Origin of the sequence: Microbacterium ulmi, assembly GCF_011759705.1 — a bacterium.
Lineage (GTDB): Bacteria > Actinomycetota > Actinomycetes > Actinomycetales > Microbacteriaceae > Microbacterium > Microbacterium ulmi.
Map to the genome: position 1 here is coordinate 600,464 of NZ_JAAOZF010000002.1, position 16,121 is coordinate 616,584.

Below are 16,121 nucleotides of genomic sequence, written 5' to 3' on the forward strand. Positions count from 1 at the left end.
CCCCGGCGTGTCGGCTCGTACCTCAGTCATCCGGGCAGCGCCTACTCCGACCCGAGCTCCTGGAAGATCGTCACCTGCAGCCCGGCGGGGCCGCGCAGGCGGGCGTTGAGCGAGCGCCACGGCGTCTCGCGGGCGGATGCCTCGACCTCCGCCCCTGCATCGGCGAGCGCCGAAACGACAGCGGCCGTGTCCCCGACCTCGAACGCGATGCGGATCGGGTCGCTCGGGGCATCCCCGTCGGTCTCGACTCGATCGATCACGGCGACCTGCGCGGGGTTCGACAACTCGAGCGTCGCGCGGCCCGCGCCGAGGATCGCGACGCGGGCTCCCCCCTCGCCTTGGTACGACTCCTGCTCGACGAGGCCGAGCTCGTCGCGGTAGAACGCGAGCGCATCGCCGAAGTCCTCGGCCCGCACGACGACCCGCAGCTGCCGCACGGGAATCGGCAGAGTCGGGGATGCGGCATCCAGCGCCTCCGCCAGTGTGCGGGCGAGCGGCGCGCGACCTGCGCCGTCGTGCGCCCACGCCTCGATCGCCGCGAGCACCGCTCCCGCGTGCGCGGCGCCGGCGACGCGCGAACGGATGCCGTCCGCTCCTCCGCGGCGGACGCGCGCCGACACCGTCGCCGCGATGCGCGACCGCCGAACGCCGGCCTCGCGCTCGAGCTCGGCCTCGAGCCCCATCGCGTCCGCGTTGACGATCGCGAGGGCGAGGCTGTCGGGTGCGAGGTCGGCGCCGAGGTCGGTGAGCGCCGAGCGGACGGCGGACGCGGCATCCGTCGTCTCGTCGGACTCCAGCCGAGACGCCAGAGCGGCGATGCGCTCGTCGAGCCCCGCCCACAGGATGTCGGCCTTCGACGCGAAGTAGTTGAAGAAGCTCGAGCGGCTCACGCCTGCGCGCGTCGCGATGTCGGCGATCGACGTGCCCTCGTACCCCTGCTCGAGGAACAGCTCGCACGCCGCCTCCGCGAGAGTCTCGCGAGACGAGGCGCGGGGCCTGCCGCTCCGCTGCTCGTTCACGGCGCCCAGCGTACTTTGCGGCACCACGAGTGCGGCGGTTCGACGCATCCGCGCCGCATATGGTCGCAGCGGATGCACCGAACCGCCGCACTCGTGTGGTTCCGCGTCCGGCACCCTCGGTCGGGCGTATTGTTGGACGCGATCCAAGAACGCCACGAGCGAAGGAGCACCCGTGCTCGAGATCCTCACCGCCGGCCTCGCCCCGCACTATGTGCCGTATCACGACGGCTGGGCGCTGCAGCGGCGCATCCATGCCGACGTCGTCGCCGGCATCCGTCCTGACACGCTCATCGTGCTCGAGCACGAGGCCGTCTACACCGCGGGCAAGCGCACCGAGCCGCGGGAGCGCCCGACCGACGGCACGCCCGTCGTCGACGTCGACCGCGGCGGCAAGATCACGTGGCACGGACCGGGCCAGCTCGTCGGCTACCCCATCGTCCGCCTCGGCGAGCCCGTCGACGTCGTCGCGCACGTGCGCCGCATCGAGCGCCTCCTCATCGCGGCGCTGCGCGACCACGGCGTCGAGGGTTACCAGGTCGAGGGCCGCAGCGGCGTGTGGGTACGCCGGCCCCTGTCGGAGGACAAGGTCGCCGCGATCGGCGTCCGCGTCGAGAAGGGCGTGACGATGCACGGCTTCGCCGTCAACTGCGACAACACGCTCGCGGGCTTCCGCGGCATCATCCCGTGCGGCATCACGGATGCCGGAGTCACGACCGTGAGCGAGGTCGTCGGCGCGCACATCTCCCCCGCCGACATCGTCGACACCGTCACGAGAGCGTTCGAGGCCGAGTACGCGGGGGTGGTCGCGTGAGCTCCTGCGGCACGCCGGCATCCGGTGCGGAGTCGAGCCCGGCCTCAGCCCCCGACGGCCGCAAGCTCCTGCGCCTCGAGGTCCGCAACGCCCAGACGCCGATCGAGCGCAAGCCCGACTGGATCAAGACGAAGGCCAAGATGGGCCCGGAGTACCAGGCCCTGCATTCGCTCGTGAAGGGCGAGGGCCTGCACACCGTGTGCCAGGAGGCCGGCTGCCCCAACATCTACGAGTGCTGGGAGGACCGCGAGGCGACGTTCCTCATCGGCGGCTCGCAGTGCACACGTCGGTGCGACTTCTGCCAGATCGACACGGGCAAGCCTGCCGACTACGACATGGACGAGCCACGGCGCGTCGCCGAGAGCGTACAGCGGATGCGGCTGCGCTACGCGACCGTCACGGGCGTCGCGCGCGACGACCTGCCCGACGGCGGCGCCTGGCTGCACGCCGAGACCGTTCGGCGCATCCACGCCGACAACCCCGGCACAGGCGTCGAGATCCTCGCGACCGACTTCAACGGCGACCCCGCCCTGCTCGGCGAGGTCTTCGACGCGCGGCCCGAGGTGTTCGCGCACAACGTCGAGACCGTCCCCCGCATCTTCAAGCGCATCCGCCCCGCGTTCCGCTACGAGCGCTCGCTCGACGTGCTGACGCAGGCGCGGGATGCCGGGCTCATCACGAAGTCGAACCTCATCCTCGGCATGGGCGAAGAGCCCGAAGAGGTCGTGCAGGCGCTGCAGGACCTGCACGACGCCGGCACCGACATCATCACGATCACGCAGTACCTCCGGCCGTCGCCGCGCCACCTTCCGGTCGCGCGCTGGGTCAAGCCGCAGGAGTTCGTCGAGTTCAAGGACGAGGCCGAGCGCATCGGGTTCCTCGGCGTCCTCGCCGGCCCGCTCGTGCGCTCGTCGTACCGCGCGGGGCGCCTGTGGGCGCAGTCGATGGTGTCGAAGGGACGCGACATCCCCGACGACCTCGCGCATCTCGCAGCCGACATCGCCGGCGCGCACCTCGGGTTCGCTCAGGCGGTCTGAGCCTTCACGGCGTCCGGTCCGGCGTGCGATGAAGCGCGGCGGGTCGGGCTTCGGCCTGCCGCGGGCAGCCCTGCGTCAGTCCGCGCTCGTGACCGAGAGCACGTCGCCGTCGGAGTCGAGATTGACCAGCAGCACGTCGTCCGTCGCGTCCGGGTCGAGCGCGTACTCGAGCACCGCGAACGGGTCGGAACCGCCGTGCTCGTCCGCGAGGATCGTCATGCTCATGAGCTGCAGCGAGCGGATGATGTCGATGTGCGAGTCTCCGGAGATGTCGACGAGAAGGTCTTCGAGGTCGTCGCCGAGAGACGCCTCCTGCTGCAGGACGTACTCCGTCACCTCGCTCGTGCGCGAGTCGAGCTCGGAGACCATCGCGTTGCGCGCGCTCCGGTCGATCGTCTCGAGGGACGAGATGAGGCCTGCCGCGACATCCAGCGCCGCCTCCGAGACGTCGTCCTGGTCGGGCGCTGTCAAGTCGACGGTCACCGTCTGGTCGCCGAGCTCGACGTTCTCCGACCAGAAGATCGAACCGTCCGGGCCCGACTCGAGGAGTCCGAAGAAGTCGTGCTCGATCGCCATGGCCCTATGCAACCACCGACGCCGCCGGTGCGGTAGAGCCGACGCCGCGTTGCGGCATCATTCGACGAGGGATGCCGCGAACACGTGCGGCGTGAAGCCGGTAAGGTCGCCGATGCCCTCGCCCTGGCCGAGGAGCTTGACGGGGATGCCGGTGCGCTCCTGCACGGCGAGCACGAACCCGCCCTTCGCCGACCCGTCGAGCTTCGTGATGACGAGCCCCGTGACGCCCGCGTGCTCGAGGAACGCCTGCGCCTGGAGGACGCCGTTCTGCCCCGTCGTCGCGTCGAGCACGAGGAGCACCTCGCTGATGGGCGCCTGCTTCTCGATGACGCGACGGATCTTGGACAGCTCGTCCATGAGACCGCCCTTCGTGTGCAGCCGCCCGGCCGTGTCGACGAGCACGATCTCGGTGCCGGTCTGCTTCGCGTAGTCGATCGTCTGGTAGGCGACGGACGCCGGGTCCTGGCCCTCGTGCTGAGGCCGGACGATCGTCGCGCCCCCGCGCTCGGCCCACGTCGCGAGCTGGTCGACGGCCGCGGCGCGGAACGTGTCGGCAGCGCCGACGACGACGGAGCGGCCGTACCGCTGCAGGAACTTCGCGAACTTGCCGATCGTCGTCGTCTTCCCGACGCCGTTGACACCCACGACGAGCACGACGGCGGGGCGCTCCGTGAGGCGCAGCGTCGTGTCGAACCGGGCGAAGTGCTCCTCGAGCGTCTCCTTGAGCATCCGCTGCAGATCGCGCGGGTCGGTCGTGCGGTAGCGCTCGACCTTCTCGCGGAGCTCGTCGACGATGCGTTCCGTGATGTCGGGACCGAAGTCGGCGGTCAGCAGCGCCGTCTCGAGGTCGTCCCACGTCGTCTCGTCGATCGTGGGCTTGACGAACATGCCGCGCAGCGCGCGGCCGAGCGACCAGGAGCTCTCTGCCATGCGCTCAAGCCTAGAGGCGGGCGCCCGAACGCTCCGCGCGGTCTCGAATCCCCGCGCCCGTCGCGGCATGATGAGCGCATGACGTCGCAGGACTCCGCCGTTCCCGTCATCCGGACCCCTGACCAGCGGCTGCGCGTCTTCGTGAGCTCGACGCTCGCCGAGCTCGCGGAGGAGCGCGCGGCCGTCCGCCGTGCGATCGAGAGCCTGGGCCTCGCCCCCGTCATGTTCGAGCTCGGCGCGCGCCCGCACCCACCGCAGGAGCTCTACCGCGCCTATCTCGCCCAGTCGGACATCTTCATCGGCCTGTACTGGCAGAGCTACGGGTGGGTCGGTCCGGGCATGGACATCTCCGGCCTCGAGGACGAGTTCCGGCTCTCCGGACACAGGCCACGGCTGCTCTACCTCAAAGCGCCCGCGCCGGAGCGCGAGGATCGCCTGACCGCCATGATCGACGAGCTCCGCTCCGAGGGCACGGATGCGTATCGCACCTTCCGCAGCACCCGCGAGCTCGGCCGCCTCGTCCGCGACGACCTCGCCCTCCTGCTCAGCGAGCGATTCGTCACCTCGCAGCGGGAACAGGAATCCGCCTCTTCGCCCGTGGTTCCTCCCTCCGGACCGGCCCTCGCCCGATCGCTGCCCGTCGCGTCGACGCCGCTCATCGGCCGGTCGGAGGACGTCGCCGCGGTGATGGGGATGCTCGCGCGCGACGACGTGCGGCTCGTCGATGTGACGGGCCCCGGCGGCATGGGCAAGACGCGGCTCTCGATCGCCGTCGGCGAAGCCGTGCTGGCGGAGGGGGTCAAGCCCGTCTGGTTCGTGCCGCTCGCGGCGGTCTTCGATCCGGCGGAGCTCCTCCCCCGCATCGCGACCGCGGTCGGCGCGGTCGTGGAGGGTACGAGGTCCGCGCTCGACGCCCTGGCCGACGAGATCGGGCAGGACGAAGGGCTGCTCATCCTCGACAACTTCGAGCAGATCGCCGCCGCCGCGCCGCAGCTCGACGAGCTGCTCACGCGGTGTCCCCGGCTCGACGTGCTCGTGACGAGCCGTGTCGCCCTGCGCCTTCGCGCTGAGCACGAGTACGTGCTGGGGTCCCTCGACTCCGGTGCGCCGACCGCCGACGTCCCTCCCGAGGAGGCGAGCTCGCTCCCGGCGGTGCGCCTCTTCCTCGATCGCGCGAGCACCGTGCGCCGCGGCATCCCCGAGACCAGGGAGAACCTGTCCGCGGTCCGCGAGATCTGCCACCGGCTCGACGGCCTCCCTCTCGCGATCGAGCTGGCGGCGGCGCGCACGCGCCTGCTCGATCCCTCTTCTCTGCTCGCGCGTCTCGAGAGCGTGCTCGACACCCTCGGCTCCGGCCCCGTCGACCTCCCCGAGAGGCAGCGCACGTTGCGCGCGACGGTGGAGTGGAGCATGGACCTCCTCGACGAGCCGCAGCAGCGCCTCCTCGCGCAGCTCTCGGTGTTCGCGGGCGGCTGGTCGATCGCCGCCGCCGCCGCGATCGCAGATGCCGACGAGTTCGACACGCTCGACAGGCTCGACGCGCTCGCCGGTCACAGTCTCGTGAGCGTGGAGGCGACGCACGCCGAGCCGCGTTTCCGGATGCTGGCGGTCGTCCGGGAGCTGGCAGCGGAGCGGCTGACGGGCCACGCGCGTGACGGTGCCGAGCGCCGCCACGCGGAGCACTTCGCCTCCGTCATCGACACCGACGACGTCCCCGCCGACCTGACGACGCCGTGGTCCGAGAGTGTGCGGCGCGACGAAGAGAACATCCGCCTCGCGATCGAGTGGTTCTTCCGGCACGACGTGCTGCGCCTTCCTCACCTCCTGCGCTCGCTGTGGCTCTACTGGCAGACGAGCGACCGGCTCATCGAGGGCCGCCAGTGGATACGGCAGCTCGAGACGATCGCCGCCGGTCCGGCGTGGGACGATCGCGCGCACGCGGAGATCCTCTTCACCCAGGCCGTGACGGGAGTCGCGGTGGGCGACGACGCGGGCGCGATCGCCGCCGTCGACCAGATCCCTGCGGTCCTCGGGCGCATCGACGAGCCGGCCCTGCGCAACGCGCTGCAGCTCGCGACCTCGTGGAGCCTGCCCATCCGCGACGACTTCGACGGCGCCCTCGCGGCCGCCTCGACCGCCTACGACGGCTTCGCGGCGCACGACGACGCATTCGTCGCGTTCGCGGCGCTGACGGTAGGGATGTTGCAGGCCGCGGTCGGCCGCGACGGCGAGGCTCGCCGCTTCCTCGAGGAGGCGAACGACCTCGGCGCGCGCTTCGGGAACCTGTGGCTGACATCGAGCGCGCGCACGCAGTGCGCGATCCTCGATGTGCACGCGGGCGACCTCGACGGGGTGCGCGAGACCCTCGCGGGCGTGCTCGACGAGCTGGAGGGTCCTCAGCTCGGGACCATCACGGCGTGCTTCTGCCTCGTCGCGCTTGCGGACCTCGCGGCCGCCGAAGGCCGTCCGGCCGATGCGGCGGAGGCGCTCGGCACCGTCGAGGCGCTGCGCTCGCGCGCGGGACTCCTCGCGTGGCCCATCGCGCGGCGCGGCGAGGCTGCGCTGCGCGACCGGGTCGTGGGCCACGCCGGCGCCGAGGGGCTCGCCGCGGCACGCCGCAGCGCGGCGGATCTGCGTCCGCACGACGCCATCGCGATCGTGCGTCGCGGCATCTCCTGACGCCGTCCGCGCTCAGCTCGCCGCGCGATCCCCCAGCCGCTGACCGACGACCGCGGACACGCCGTCCTGCCGCATCGAGACGCCGTACAGGGCGTCGGCGATCTCCATCGTGCGCTTCTGGTGCGTGATGACGATGAGCTGACTGTTCTCGCGCAGCTGCTCGAAGACGCCGAGCAGGCGTCCGAGGTTGGCGTCGTCGAGTGCCGCCTCGACCTCGTCGAGGATGTAGAAGGGGCTCGGCCGAGCCATGAAGATCGCCGTGAGCAGGGCGACCGCCGCGAGCGAGCGCTCACCTCCCGACAGCAGCGAGAGTCGCTCGATCTTCTTGCCCACCGGGCGAACCGCGACCTCGATCCCCGTCGTCAGCGGGTCTTCCGGGTTCGTGAGCGAGATGCTCCCCGTTCCGCCGGGGAAGAGGATCGGGAAGACGTCGTGGAAGGCGGTCTTCGTGTCTTCGAACGCCGCGAGGAAGATCGTCTGCATCCGCTCGTCGAGCTCTTCGATGATCGTCATGAGGTCTCGGCGGGTCTGGGCGAGGTCTGCGAGCTGCTCGGTCAGGAACTTGTGCCGCTGCTCGAGCGCGGCGAACTCCTCGAGCGCGAGCGGATTGACTCGCCCGAGCTGTCCGAGCTTGCGCTCCGCCTCCTGCAGGCGCCGCTTCTGGGACGCCCGGTCGAAGGGCTCGGATGCCGCGCCCTCGTCGGGCCCGTCCGCGTCGTCTCCCGGTATCGGCTGATCAGGGCCATATTCCGAAACGAGAATGTCTTCCTCGAGACCGAGCTCCGACGCCACTCGCTCGACGAGACTCGACACGTGCAGGCGCTTCTCGTGGATCTGGAGCTCGAGCCCGTGCACGCTCTCCGTGAGGCCGGTGAGACGCTCGCGCACGGCGGCCTCCTGCGTCCGCAGCGCCGTCAGCTCCGTCGTGATCGCCGCGCGCGCGGACTCCGCCGCCGCGAGCTCGACACGCGCCTGCGCGACCGAGCGCGCGATGGCGTCGAGCACGGCGGGGAGCTTGCCTGCGACGTCCGCGGCGAGCTCGCGCTGCGCGCGACGGATGACGGCGCGCCGCGCCGCCTCGGCCGCCGCCTCGCGCTCGCGCTCCCGCTGCCTCTCGAGCTGAACGACACGTCCCTCACCCGCCCGGACGCGCTCGCGCAGCGTCTCGACGTCGAGGCGCGTCCGCATCTCCCCCTCGCGCGCCTCTTCGAGAGCCGTGAGCAGTCCGTCGCGGGCCGACACGTCGAGGATGGGCCTGGGCGCCTCGAGCGCGGTCGTCAGCTGGTCGTGCGCCGACCGTGCGGAGGCCTCGGCATCCGTCATGGCCGCTTGCGCCTGAGCGAGACCCGCCGCGAGTCGCTCGCACTCGGCGATCGCGGCCTCGTGCCGCACGGTCGCCCGGTTGACCTGCTCCGTGTGCGCCGCGAGCGCCGCGTCGTGCGCGCGCAGCGCCTCGAGCGCGGCCTTCGTGCGGTGACGAGCCGTGTCGAGGATGCGGACCTTCTCGGCGAGGGCCTCGCGCAGCGAGTCGGCGACGACGGTCATCTCGGCTCTGCGCTCGGCCGCGGCATCCCGCTCGGCGGCGAGCTCCAGCCGCGATCTTCCCCCTCCCGAGCCCGCGCGCACCGTGAAGCGGGTCACGACCTCCCCCGCCCGGGTCACGATCGACACGGGTCCCTCGACGTCCGGGAGGGCCGCGACCGCTGCGCGCGCAGCGTCGAGGTCGTCGGCGACGAGCGTGTGCGACAGGATGCCGAGCACCCCGTCCGGCCCGTCCACGACGTCGCGTGCGCGCACGACGCCCGCGAGGGAGGGCAGGTCGACGGCGACCGGGGTCGCCTCCGCGATCGCGATGTCGACGACGCCGAGATCGTCGTCGCGTGCGGCGCGCGCCGTCGCGAAGGCGTCGTCGTGCGAGCCGACGAGGACACCCTCCGCGAGCCCGCCGAGCGCGGCCGCGATGGCGGCCTCGAATCCCGGCCGCACCTTGATCGCGTCGCCGATGAGCCCTCGCACGCCCGCGCCGCCCCGTGCGACGAGCTCGGCCGCCGCGTTGCGGACATCGAGCGCGCGGCCGAGCGCCGCCGTCTGCGCCGTCAGCGCCTCGACCTCGCGCTCCGCCGCGTGCAGACGCTCGCGCAGGCGTCCGACTTCGGCCTCGGCATCCGTCGCCTCGCGCTGCGCCCGCTCGTACTCGGCAGCGTGCTCCGCGGACGAGCCCTCGGGCACGAGGTCCGGATCGACCCCCGCGAGCGCCTCCTCGGCCTGCGCGCGCCGGGCGAGGGCCGCGTCCAGCGCGCGCTGCTGCCGATCCACGGCGGTGCGCACGGCGGCGAGGGCGGATGCCGCGGCCTCTGCCGATCCGCGCAGCGCCGTGATGCGCATGTCGTGCTTCGACACGAGCGCGCTCTGCGCCGCGATGTCGGCGTCGAGCGCGTCGAGCTCGGCCCGCGCGCGGATGACGTCGCGCGCGGCGCTCGCCGCAGCATCCTGCGCGTCGCCGAGGCCGGACGCGATGTCGTCCACCTCGCCTCGCGCCTCGTCGATCATGGCCTGCGAGACGGTCGTCGCGGCAACGGCCGAGTCGTCCTCCGCGTCGCCGAGAAGGGCCAGGCGCTGACCCGCGAGCGTGTACAGGCCGCGCATGCGGTCCTGTGCGCGCTCGAGGTCGAACGCGACCCGGCGGGCCTGGTCGACGGCCTCCGAGCGCTGCCGGGCCTCGAGCTGCTCGATGCGCGCCCGCACGCCGTCGACCTGCTCCTGCAGGACCAGCCGCTCCGAATGGCGCTCCTGCTCGCTGCGGGCGTGATCGGCGAGCTCGCGCCGGAGCCCTACGAGCTCGTCCGCCAGCAGGCGCGCCCTCGCGTCGCGCACGACGGCGGCGATCGTCGCCGCCTCGCGTGCGATCTCGGCCTGACGCCCGAGCGGCTTGAGCTGGCGCCGCAGCTCGCCCGCGAGGTCGCTGAGACGTGTGAGGTTCGCCTCCATCGCGTCGAGCTTGCGCAGCGTCTTCTCTTTGCGACGGCGGTGCTTCAGGATGCCGGCCGCTTCCTCGATGAACCCTCGACGGTCTTCCGGCGTCGCCTGCAGCACGCTGTCGAGGCGCCCCTGGCCGACGATGACGTGCATCTCGCGACCGAGTCCCGAATCGCTCAGCAGCTCCTGGACGTCGAGCAGGCGGCACGACTCGCCGTTGATCGCGTACTCGCTGGCACCGTTGCGGAACAGCGTGCGGCTGATCGTGACCTCGGTGTACTCGATCGGGAGGGCGCCGTCGCTGTTGTCGATCGTGAGCTGGACCTCGGCACGTCCGAGGGGTCCTCGTGTCGCGGTGCCCGCGAAGATGACGTCCTCCATCTTCCCGCCGCGCAGGGTCTTCGCGCCCTGCTCGCCCATGACCCAGGCGAGCGCGTCGACGACATTGGACTTGCCCGAGCCGTTCGGACCGACGATCGCCGTCACGCCGGGCTCGAAGGCGAAGGTGGTCGGCTGGGCGAACGACTTGAAGCCTTTGAGCGTCACGCTCTTCAGGTGCATGCGCGCGCCTCCGCGGGATGGATGTCCCGTCCACGCTAGCGGACGCGGCATCCAACCCCGCGGTGGCAGGCCGACGCGACGTCAGCGCGTGCTGCGCGCCTCTTTCGCGAGCTGGCGGACGACGCTGAAGACGCCGAGCGCGGCGAGCCCGACCGAGATGAGGATCGTCGGCAGGTACTCCGCCCACAGCTCGGGGTTGTCGAAGAGGTTGAGCGCCAGGTTGTCGAGGAACACGGGGTCGCCGATGCTGCCGGGGAACGGCACCGCCAGGAACGCCGCGAGGTCGGCGGCGAAGCCCGCGAGGAAGGCGACGACGAGGGTCACGACCGTGAGCCCCACGATCACGGCAAGACCCCTCCCTCCGACGCGCCCCCCGGATCCGAGTCGGTAGAGGAAGGCCGCCAGCGCGACGAGGCCGAAGGCGACGAACGCCGACACGAAGCCGAGCTGCCACACGACGACCCACGCGACGACTCCGATGGGAAGGACGGGAACGGCGAACAGCGCGCCCCGCCCGACTCGCTCTGGTGCGGGGGCGGGCGGCTCGTCCGCGACGGCGAGGTCGGCGGCGGTCGAGGTGTCGGAAGTCTCGGCGGTGGCGGCGATGCGCTCGTCGAGCGGGGGGTCGGTCGGTTCGGTCACTCTGGTTCCTCTGGTCGGGGGGACGGATGCCGCGCTCCCGCGCGGTTGCCACACGCTAGCAACGGCGGCACATCCCCGAACGGGCGTCCCGGGCATCTGTGGAGAGCGCTCCGGCACAGCGGGCGACACGCCGGAGACACGGCGGATTCGGGAGAATCGCTTGACGCACGTATCAGGAGCGCGCTAACGTCACTCTTCGCGTCAGAAGTCGAAAGGAGGTCACCGATGATGCTTTACATCTCGCTCGAGATCGTGCCAGCCGGCATGTCCCGCGGAATCGCTCCGGTGACCCCGTCCTTCGACGCCACCGGCCGCCGCGCGGGCTGACCGCCGCGGCACGGGAGAGCTCCGTCCTCTGACGGGCGCACGCACCTGCGCGTCCTCGCGCTCGGCGTGACAGCGGGCTCTCGCTCGGGCGATCCGATCGCGCCATCTCGCGCGTACGCCCATGTCCGGGCACTCCTTCCCCCCTCCATCCCACGACTCGGAAGAGACGATCATGCACGACACCCTGACGCCCGTCTGGTCGTTCGACCTCGACAGGCGCTCGACCCTCCCGTCCATCCCGCTCGAACGGCTCACGCCCGCCGAGCGCCTCACCCTGCGACTGGGCACGTGGCTCGTCCGCCGCAGCTCCCGCAGGCTCGAACGCGCCGCAGAAGTGCCCAAGCGCAACGGCGAGTACGCCCAGGCACAGCGCGAGCGCGTCATCGCTCAAGCGCACCTGCTCGGGTGCCTTCGCCCCTGACCGCTCGGGTCCGCCTTCGGGCGGACCCGGGCTGCCACTGAATCAAGGAGACATCATGACGATCACGACGGACCTCGTGATCCGCGACCTTCGCATTCCGGCCTCCATGGACGATCGGGATTCCGCCGACTTCGCAGAGATGACGCGCGTGCGCAACGCCGTGCTGCGCGAGGTCTCGGGTCACGACGACCACGCAGTGCCGCCCCACGAGCTGCTCCCGCACTACCACAACGAGCAGTACGAGCGTCAGCTCGTATGGCTGCTGGAGCTCGACGCGGAGGTCATCGGCCGAGCAGGCCTCGGCCTGCCCCTCGAAGAGGGCTCGACGACCGCGTTCTGGTTCATCGACATCCTGCACGCGTTCCACGGCCGCGGATTCGGCTCGGCCGCCCTCGCGCTCGTCGAGCGCACGGCTCGACAGGAGTCGCGCTCCGTGCTGCAGTCGTGGGCCGAGCACGCGAGCGAGGGGGCGCCGCGACTGGCCGCGCCGACCGGCTTCGGAACGATCCCCCGCGACCACGCGGCACGGTTCTTCCTGCGCCACGGCTACGCCCTCGAGCAGGTCGAGCGCTGCAGCGCCCTCGACCTGCGCGCGGACCCGGCGCATCTCGAGCGGCTCCTCGCCGAGGCGACGGCCGCGGCATCCGGCTATCGGGTGGTCCAATGGCTCGCACCGACGCCGCAGGAGCACGTCGCAGGCTACGCCTGGATGAAGTCGCGCATGTCGACGGACGCCCCGTCTGCCGCGCTGGAGTTCGACGAGGAGGTGTGGGATGCCGCGCGCATCGCGGCGCACGACGCCCAGTACGTCGACGCCGGCAGCACGATCCAGGTGACCGCGGCACAGCACGTCGCGACGGGCGAGCTCGTGGCGTTCAACGAACTGGTGATCGGGAACGACCGGACGCGTGCATCCCACCAGGAGGACACGCTCGTGCTGCGAGAGCATCGCGGCCACCGGCTCGGGATGCTCGTCAAGTGCGCGGGCCTGCTCTCCTGGCGCCGGCTCGTGCCCGACTCCCCGCGGGTCATCACGTACAACGCCGAGGAGAACCGGCCCATGCTCGACATCAACGAGGCGATCGGGTTCGTGCCGATCGCGTACGAGGGCGCGTGGAAGAAGACGGTGGATGCCGCGGCGGCCGCTGGGCGCTGAACGGCTGCTCAGGCGGGAGGTCTCGGCATTCGCTGGCAGTGCGGACAGTAGTGACTCGACCTGTTCATGAACGAGACCCGCACGATCGGCCGCCCGCACCGCGGGCACGGCCCGCCCGTTCGTCCATAGACGTTGAGGGAGTGCACGAAGTATCCGGCCTGGCCGTTGACGTTGACGTACTGCGCGTCGAAGCTCGTGCCGCCCTCGGCGAGAGCCTTCTCGAGGACGGCGCGTACCTCGGCGAGCAGACGGCCCACGGCGCGCGTCGACAGCGCGCGAGCAGGGACCCCGGGGTGGATGCGCGCCGCCCAGAGGGCCTCGTCGGCATAGATGTTGCCGATCCCGCTCGCCGTCGTCTGGTCGAGCAGGACCCGCTTGATCGCGGAGTCCTTCCGCGCGAGCGCTGCACGGAAGATGTCGTCGCGGAACGCGGGGTCGAGCGGATCGCGGGCGATGTGCGCGACCTGGCTCGGCACGACGGCGAGCTCGGTGCCCCGGCCGCCGGGTGCGGCATCCGGCGTCGGAACGAGCGAGTCGATCGCGAGCGAGCCGAACGTGCGCTGGTCGGCGAAGACGACGGCGATCTCGCCGTGCAGCGGGTGATGGATGTCGAGCCGTACGCGCTCGTGCCGCTCGGCGGTGGCGCCGGACGGCCGCAGCAGCAGCTGCCCGCTCATGCCGAGGTGGCCGACGACCGCGTCGCTGGGCACGCCGCCGTCCCGCCCGACGAGGGGGAGCCAGAGGAACTTCCCGCGGCGGGCGGCCCCCGTGATCTCGCGCCCCGCGAGATCGGCTTCGAACGCGGCGGCCGAGCCGCCGTGGCGCGTGAGCGCGCGATCGTCGAGCACGGTCGCCGCGACGACGGTCGCGCCCGCGACGGCGGGAGCGAGGCCGGAGCGGACCACTTCGACCTCGGGCAGTTCAGGCACGCCCGCTGAGCTCCCGCCACGCCGCGAGGGCGGCCGCCATCTCCGACTGCTTCTTGCTCGAGCCCGTCCCCGACGCCGAGACGTCTCCGACCGTGACGGTCGCCGTGAACCGCCGATCATGGTCGGGGCCCGTCGAGTCGACGATGTAGACAGGGGGTGCGGCGTCGATGCGAGCCGCGAGCTCCTGCAGGCTCGTCTTCGGGTCCATGGCGGCGCCGTAGCGCTCGGGGTCGGCCATGAGGGGCTCGACGAGCCGCAGCACGAGGGCGGTCGCGGCATCCGGCCCTGCCGACAGATACGTCGCCCCGATGACGGCCTCCGTCGTGTCGGCGAGGATCGAGTCCTTGTCGCGGCCGCCGGTCTGGTCCTCGCCGCGGCCGAGGAGGATGTGCGCGCCGAGCCCGATCCCCCGCGCGACCTCCGCGAGGGCCACGGTCGACACGACGGCTGCGCGCCGCTTCGCGAGCGCGCCCTCGTCGAGATCGGGGTGGGCAGTGAAGAGCCGCACCGTGACGGCCTGGCCGAGAACGGAGTCGCCGAGGAACTCGAGGCGCTCGTTGTGCGGCGTCTGGCCGTGCTCGTACGCGTACGAGCGGTGCGTGAGAGCCAACGCGAGAAGCTCGGGGTCGATGTCGACCCCGAGCTTGTCGGTGAGCTCAGAACGCGCCGGGCTCGGAGAGGTGACGTCGGTCACGATCCGCCGCGGCGGGATCAGACGTCCGCGACCTTGCGGCCCTTGTACTCGAGGAACAGCTCGGTGCCCTGCGAGTCGGTGACGACCTTCGCGTGGTGGGGGCGGCTGTAGACGACCTTGCCGTTCTCGATCGTCTTGACGAGCGTGGGGGCCTCGGCCTTCCACTGCGCGCGACGCGAACGGGTGTTGGAGCGGGAGACCTTCCGCTTCGGGGGGTTACCTGCCATGGCTAGCTCTTCTCTGTGTTCTCGGCGGCGGCGCGCGGCGCGTCGTCGTCGTGGTCTGAGGTGTAGTCCTGGAGCGCCGCCCACCGCGTGTCGATGGTTTCCGGCTGCTCGTTCCCGGTGCTGCTGGTCAGACGCTCGCCCGTGACCGGATCGAGGCCGGGGCAATCCGGCTGACACACCGGCTGAAACGGGAGCGACAGGACGATCGCATCCCTGACCAGAGTTTCAAGATCCACGTGGTCGTCTTGAACCTCGAAGTCAGCTGCTTCCTCTCCAGGATACGCGAAAAGCTCCTGAAACTCGACTTGGACGGGTTCTGCGATGTCGGTGAGGCAGCGCCCGCACACGCCCGTGTACTCGCTGTCGACCGTCCCGGAGGCGAGGATCCCCTCGTGGACGGACTCGAAGCGCACGTCGACGACGACAGGCTCGCCCTCCGGGATCGAGACGAGTCCCTCGCCCCATCGCGCGGGCGCGGCGAGCTCGAGCGACAGCTCGCGCATCTCGCCGGGACGGTGCACGATGTCGCGGACGGAGACGTCGAAGGGGCCGTGCCGGTGCTTTCTCACGAGGATCCATGCTACCGGCGCCCGGCTGGGAGACGGCCCGTGCGGGATGCCCCGTCCGCACGGGCCGTCAGGGGCCGTCGGAGCCGAGGAAGCGCGCGACGGGCCCGGGGACGAAGGGCGACACGTCCCCCCCGAGCCCGGCGACCTGCCGCACGAGCGAGCTCGACACGAGCGCGTGAGAGGGGTCGGGAAGGAGGAAGACCGTCTCGACGTGGGCGAGGTGGCGGTTCACGATCGCCATCGGAGTCTCGTACGCGACATCGACCTGCGAGCGGATGCCCTTGACGAGCACGCCGGCTCCGACATCCGTCGCGTAGTCGACGAGCAGCCCCATGCTCCAGGACGCGACGATCACATTGCCCACGACCTCGCCCTCGGCGATCGACTGCTCCAGCAGCGCCAGCCGGTGCGCGATCGGCAGCATCGCCTCCTTGTCGGGGTTGTGCACGACGAGAACGTGCAGCTCGTCGTACAGCGCGGCGGCACGACGGATGACGTCGATGTGCCCCAGCGTCGGAGGATCGAAAGAACCCGGGACGACGGCGATCCGGCTGCTCATCCGCACAG

General features: G+C 71.6%; 15 protein-coding genes. 5 read left to right on the forward strand and 10 right to left on the reverse strand.

Annotated features, from left to right (window positions below):
* Positions 1-41: 41 nt before the first annotated feature.
* Complete coding sequence (locus FHS08_RS15515; RefSeq protein ID WP_341800439.1) at positions 42-1,019, reverse strand: TetR family transcriptional regulator; 978 nt, start codon at positions 1,017-1,019, stop codon at positions 42-44.
* 172 nt (positions 1,020-1,191) lie between these two features.
* Between FHS08_RS15515 and lipB the strand changes: the two genes are divergently transcribed.
* Positions 1,192-1,830 carry a lipoyl(octanoyl) transferase LipB gene (lipB, locus tag FHS08_RS15520; RefSeq protein WP_167041201.1) on the forward strand — a complete coding sequence of 213 codons (639 nt, stop codon included), beginning with the start codon at positions 1,192-1,194 and terminating at the stop codon, positions 1,828-1,830.
* Positions 1,827-2,867 (forward strand): lipoyl synthase, encoded by a 1,041-nt coding sequence (gene lipA, locus FHS08_RS15525; protein ID WP_167041204.1) that lies wholly within the window; start codon positions 1,827-1,829, stop codon positions 2,865-2,867. Before lipB ends, lipA begins: the two co-directional genes overlap by 4 nt.
* 75 nt (positions 2,868-2,942) lie before the next feature.
* On the opposite strand, the gene FHS08_RS15530 is transcribed toward lipA, so the two are convergent.
* A complete protein-coding gene (locus tag FHS08_RS15530) occupies positions 2,943-3,443 on the reverse strand; it encodes a DUF2004 domain-containing protein (RefSeq protein ID WP_167041207.1) in 501 nt (166 codons plus the stop codon).
* 57 nt (positions 3,444-3,500) lie between these two features.
* Complete coding sequence (gene ftsY, locus FHS08_RS15535; RefSeq protein WP_167041210.1) at positions 3,501-4,373, reverse strand: signal recognition particle-docking protein FtsY; 873 nt, start codon at positions 4,371-4,373, stop codon at positions 3,501-3,503.
* A gap of 78 nt (positions 4,374-4,451) precedes the next feature.
* Between ftsY and FHS08_RS15540 the strand changes: the two genes are divergently transcribed.
* A complete protein-coding gene (locus tag FHS08_RS15540) occupies positions 4,452-7,052 on the forward strand; it encodes a DUF4062 domain-containing protein (RefSeq protein ID WP_167041213.1) in 2,601 nt (866 codons plus the stop codon).
* Between the two features lie 12 nt (positions 7,053-7,064).
* Here the strand turns inward: FHS08_RS15540 and smc are convergent, their stop codons facing one another.
* Positions 7,065-10,589 (reverse strand): chromosome segregation protein SMC, encoded by a 3,525-nt coding sequence (smc, locus tag FHS08_RS15545; protein ID WP_167041216.1) that lies wholly within the window; start codon positions 10,587-10,589, stop codon positions 7,065-7,067.
* A gap of 81 nt (positions 10,590-10,670) precedes the next feature.
* Positions 10,671-11,231: a hypothetical protein gene (locus tag FHS08_RS15550; RefSeq protein ID WP_167041219.1), complete on the reverse strand. Its 561-nt coding sequence runs from the start codon at positions 11,229-11,231 to the stop codon at positions 10,671-10,673.
* Positions 11,232-11,730: 499 nt separating this feature from the next.
* On the opposite strand from FHS08_RS15550, the gene FHS08_RS15555 reads away from it, so the two are divergent.
* Complete coding sequence (locus tag FHS08_RS15555) at positions 11,731-11,979, forward strand: hypothetical protein (RefSeq protein WP_167041222.1); 249 nt, start codon at positions 11,731-11,733, stop codon at positions 11,977-11,979.
* A gap of 55 nt (positions 11,980-12,034) precedes the next feature.
* The gene (locus FHS08_RS15560; RefSeq protein ID WP_167041225.1) at positions 12,035-13,135 is read left to right on the forward strand and encodes a GNAT family N-acetyltransferase; all 1,101 of its coding nucleotides are present in this window, start codon (positions 12,035-12,037) and stop codon (positions 13,133-13,135) included.
* A gap of 8 nt (positions 13,136-13,143) precedes the next feature.
* Here FHS08_RS15560 and mutM read toward each other — a convergent pair whose 3' ends face one another.
* The 5 genes from mutM to coaD all read right to left on the reverse strand — a co-directional run bounded on the left by mutM (position 13,144) and on the right by coaD (position 16,113).
* Positions 13,144-14,064 carry a bifunctional DNA-formamidopyrimidine glycosylase/DNA-(apurinic or apyrimidinic site) lyase gene (gene mutM, locus FHS08_RS15565; protein WP_167041228.1) on the reverse strand — a complete coding sequence of 307 codons (921 nt, stop codon included), beginning with the start codon at positions 14,062-14,064 and terminating at the stop codon, positions 13,144-13,146.
* Positions 14,057-14,758 carry a ribonuclease III gene (rnc, locus tag FHS08_RS15570; protein ID WP_167041231.1) on the reverse strand — a complete coding sequence of 234 codons (702 nt, stop codon included), beginning with the start codon at positions 14,756-14,758 and terminating at the stop codon, positions 14,057-14,059. The genes mutM and rnc overlap by 8 nt, the downstream gene beginning before the upstream one ends.
* Before the next feature lie 17 nt (positions 14,759-14,775).
* Positions 14,776-14,985 carry a 50S ribosomal protein L32 gene (gene rpmF, locus FHS08_RS15575; protein WP_167041235.1) on the reverse strand — a complete coding sequence of 70 codons (210 nt, stop codon included), beginning with the start codon at positions 14,983-14,985 and terminating at the stop codon, positions 14,776-14,778.
* 2 nt (positions 14,986-14,987) lie between these two features.
* A complete protein-coding gene (locus FHS08_RS15580; RefSeq protein WP_167041853.1) occupies positions 14,988-15,488 on the reverse strand; it encodes a YceD family protein in 501 nt (166 codons plus the stop codon).
* Positions 15,489-15,621: 133 nt separating this feature from the next.
* A complete protein-coding gene (gene coaD / locus FHS08_RS15585; RefSeq protein WP_167041238.1) occupies positions 15,622-16,113 on the reverse strand; it encodes a pantetheine-phosphate adenylyltransferase in 492 nt (163 codons plus the stop codon).
* Positions 16,114-16,121 lie beyond the last annotated feature (8 nt).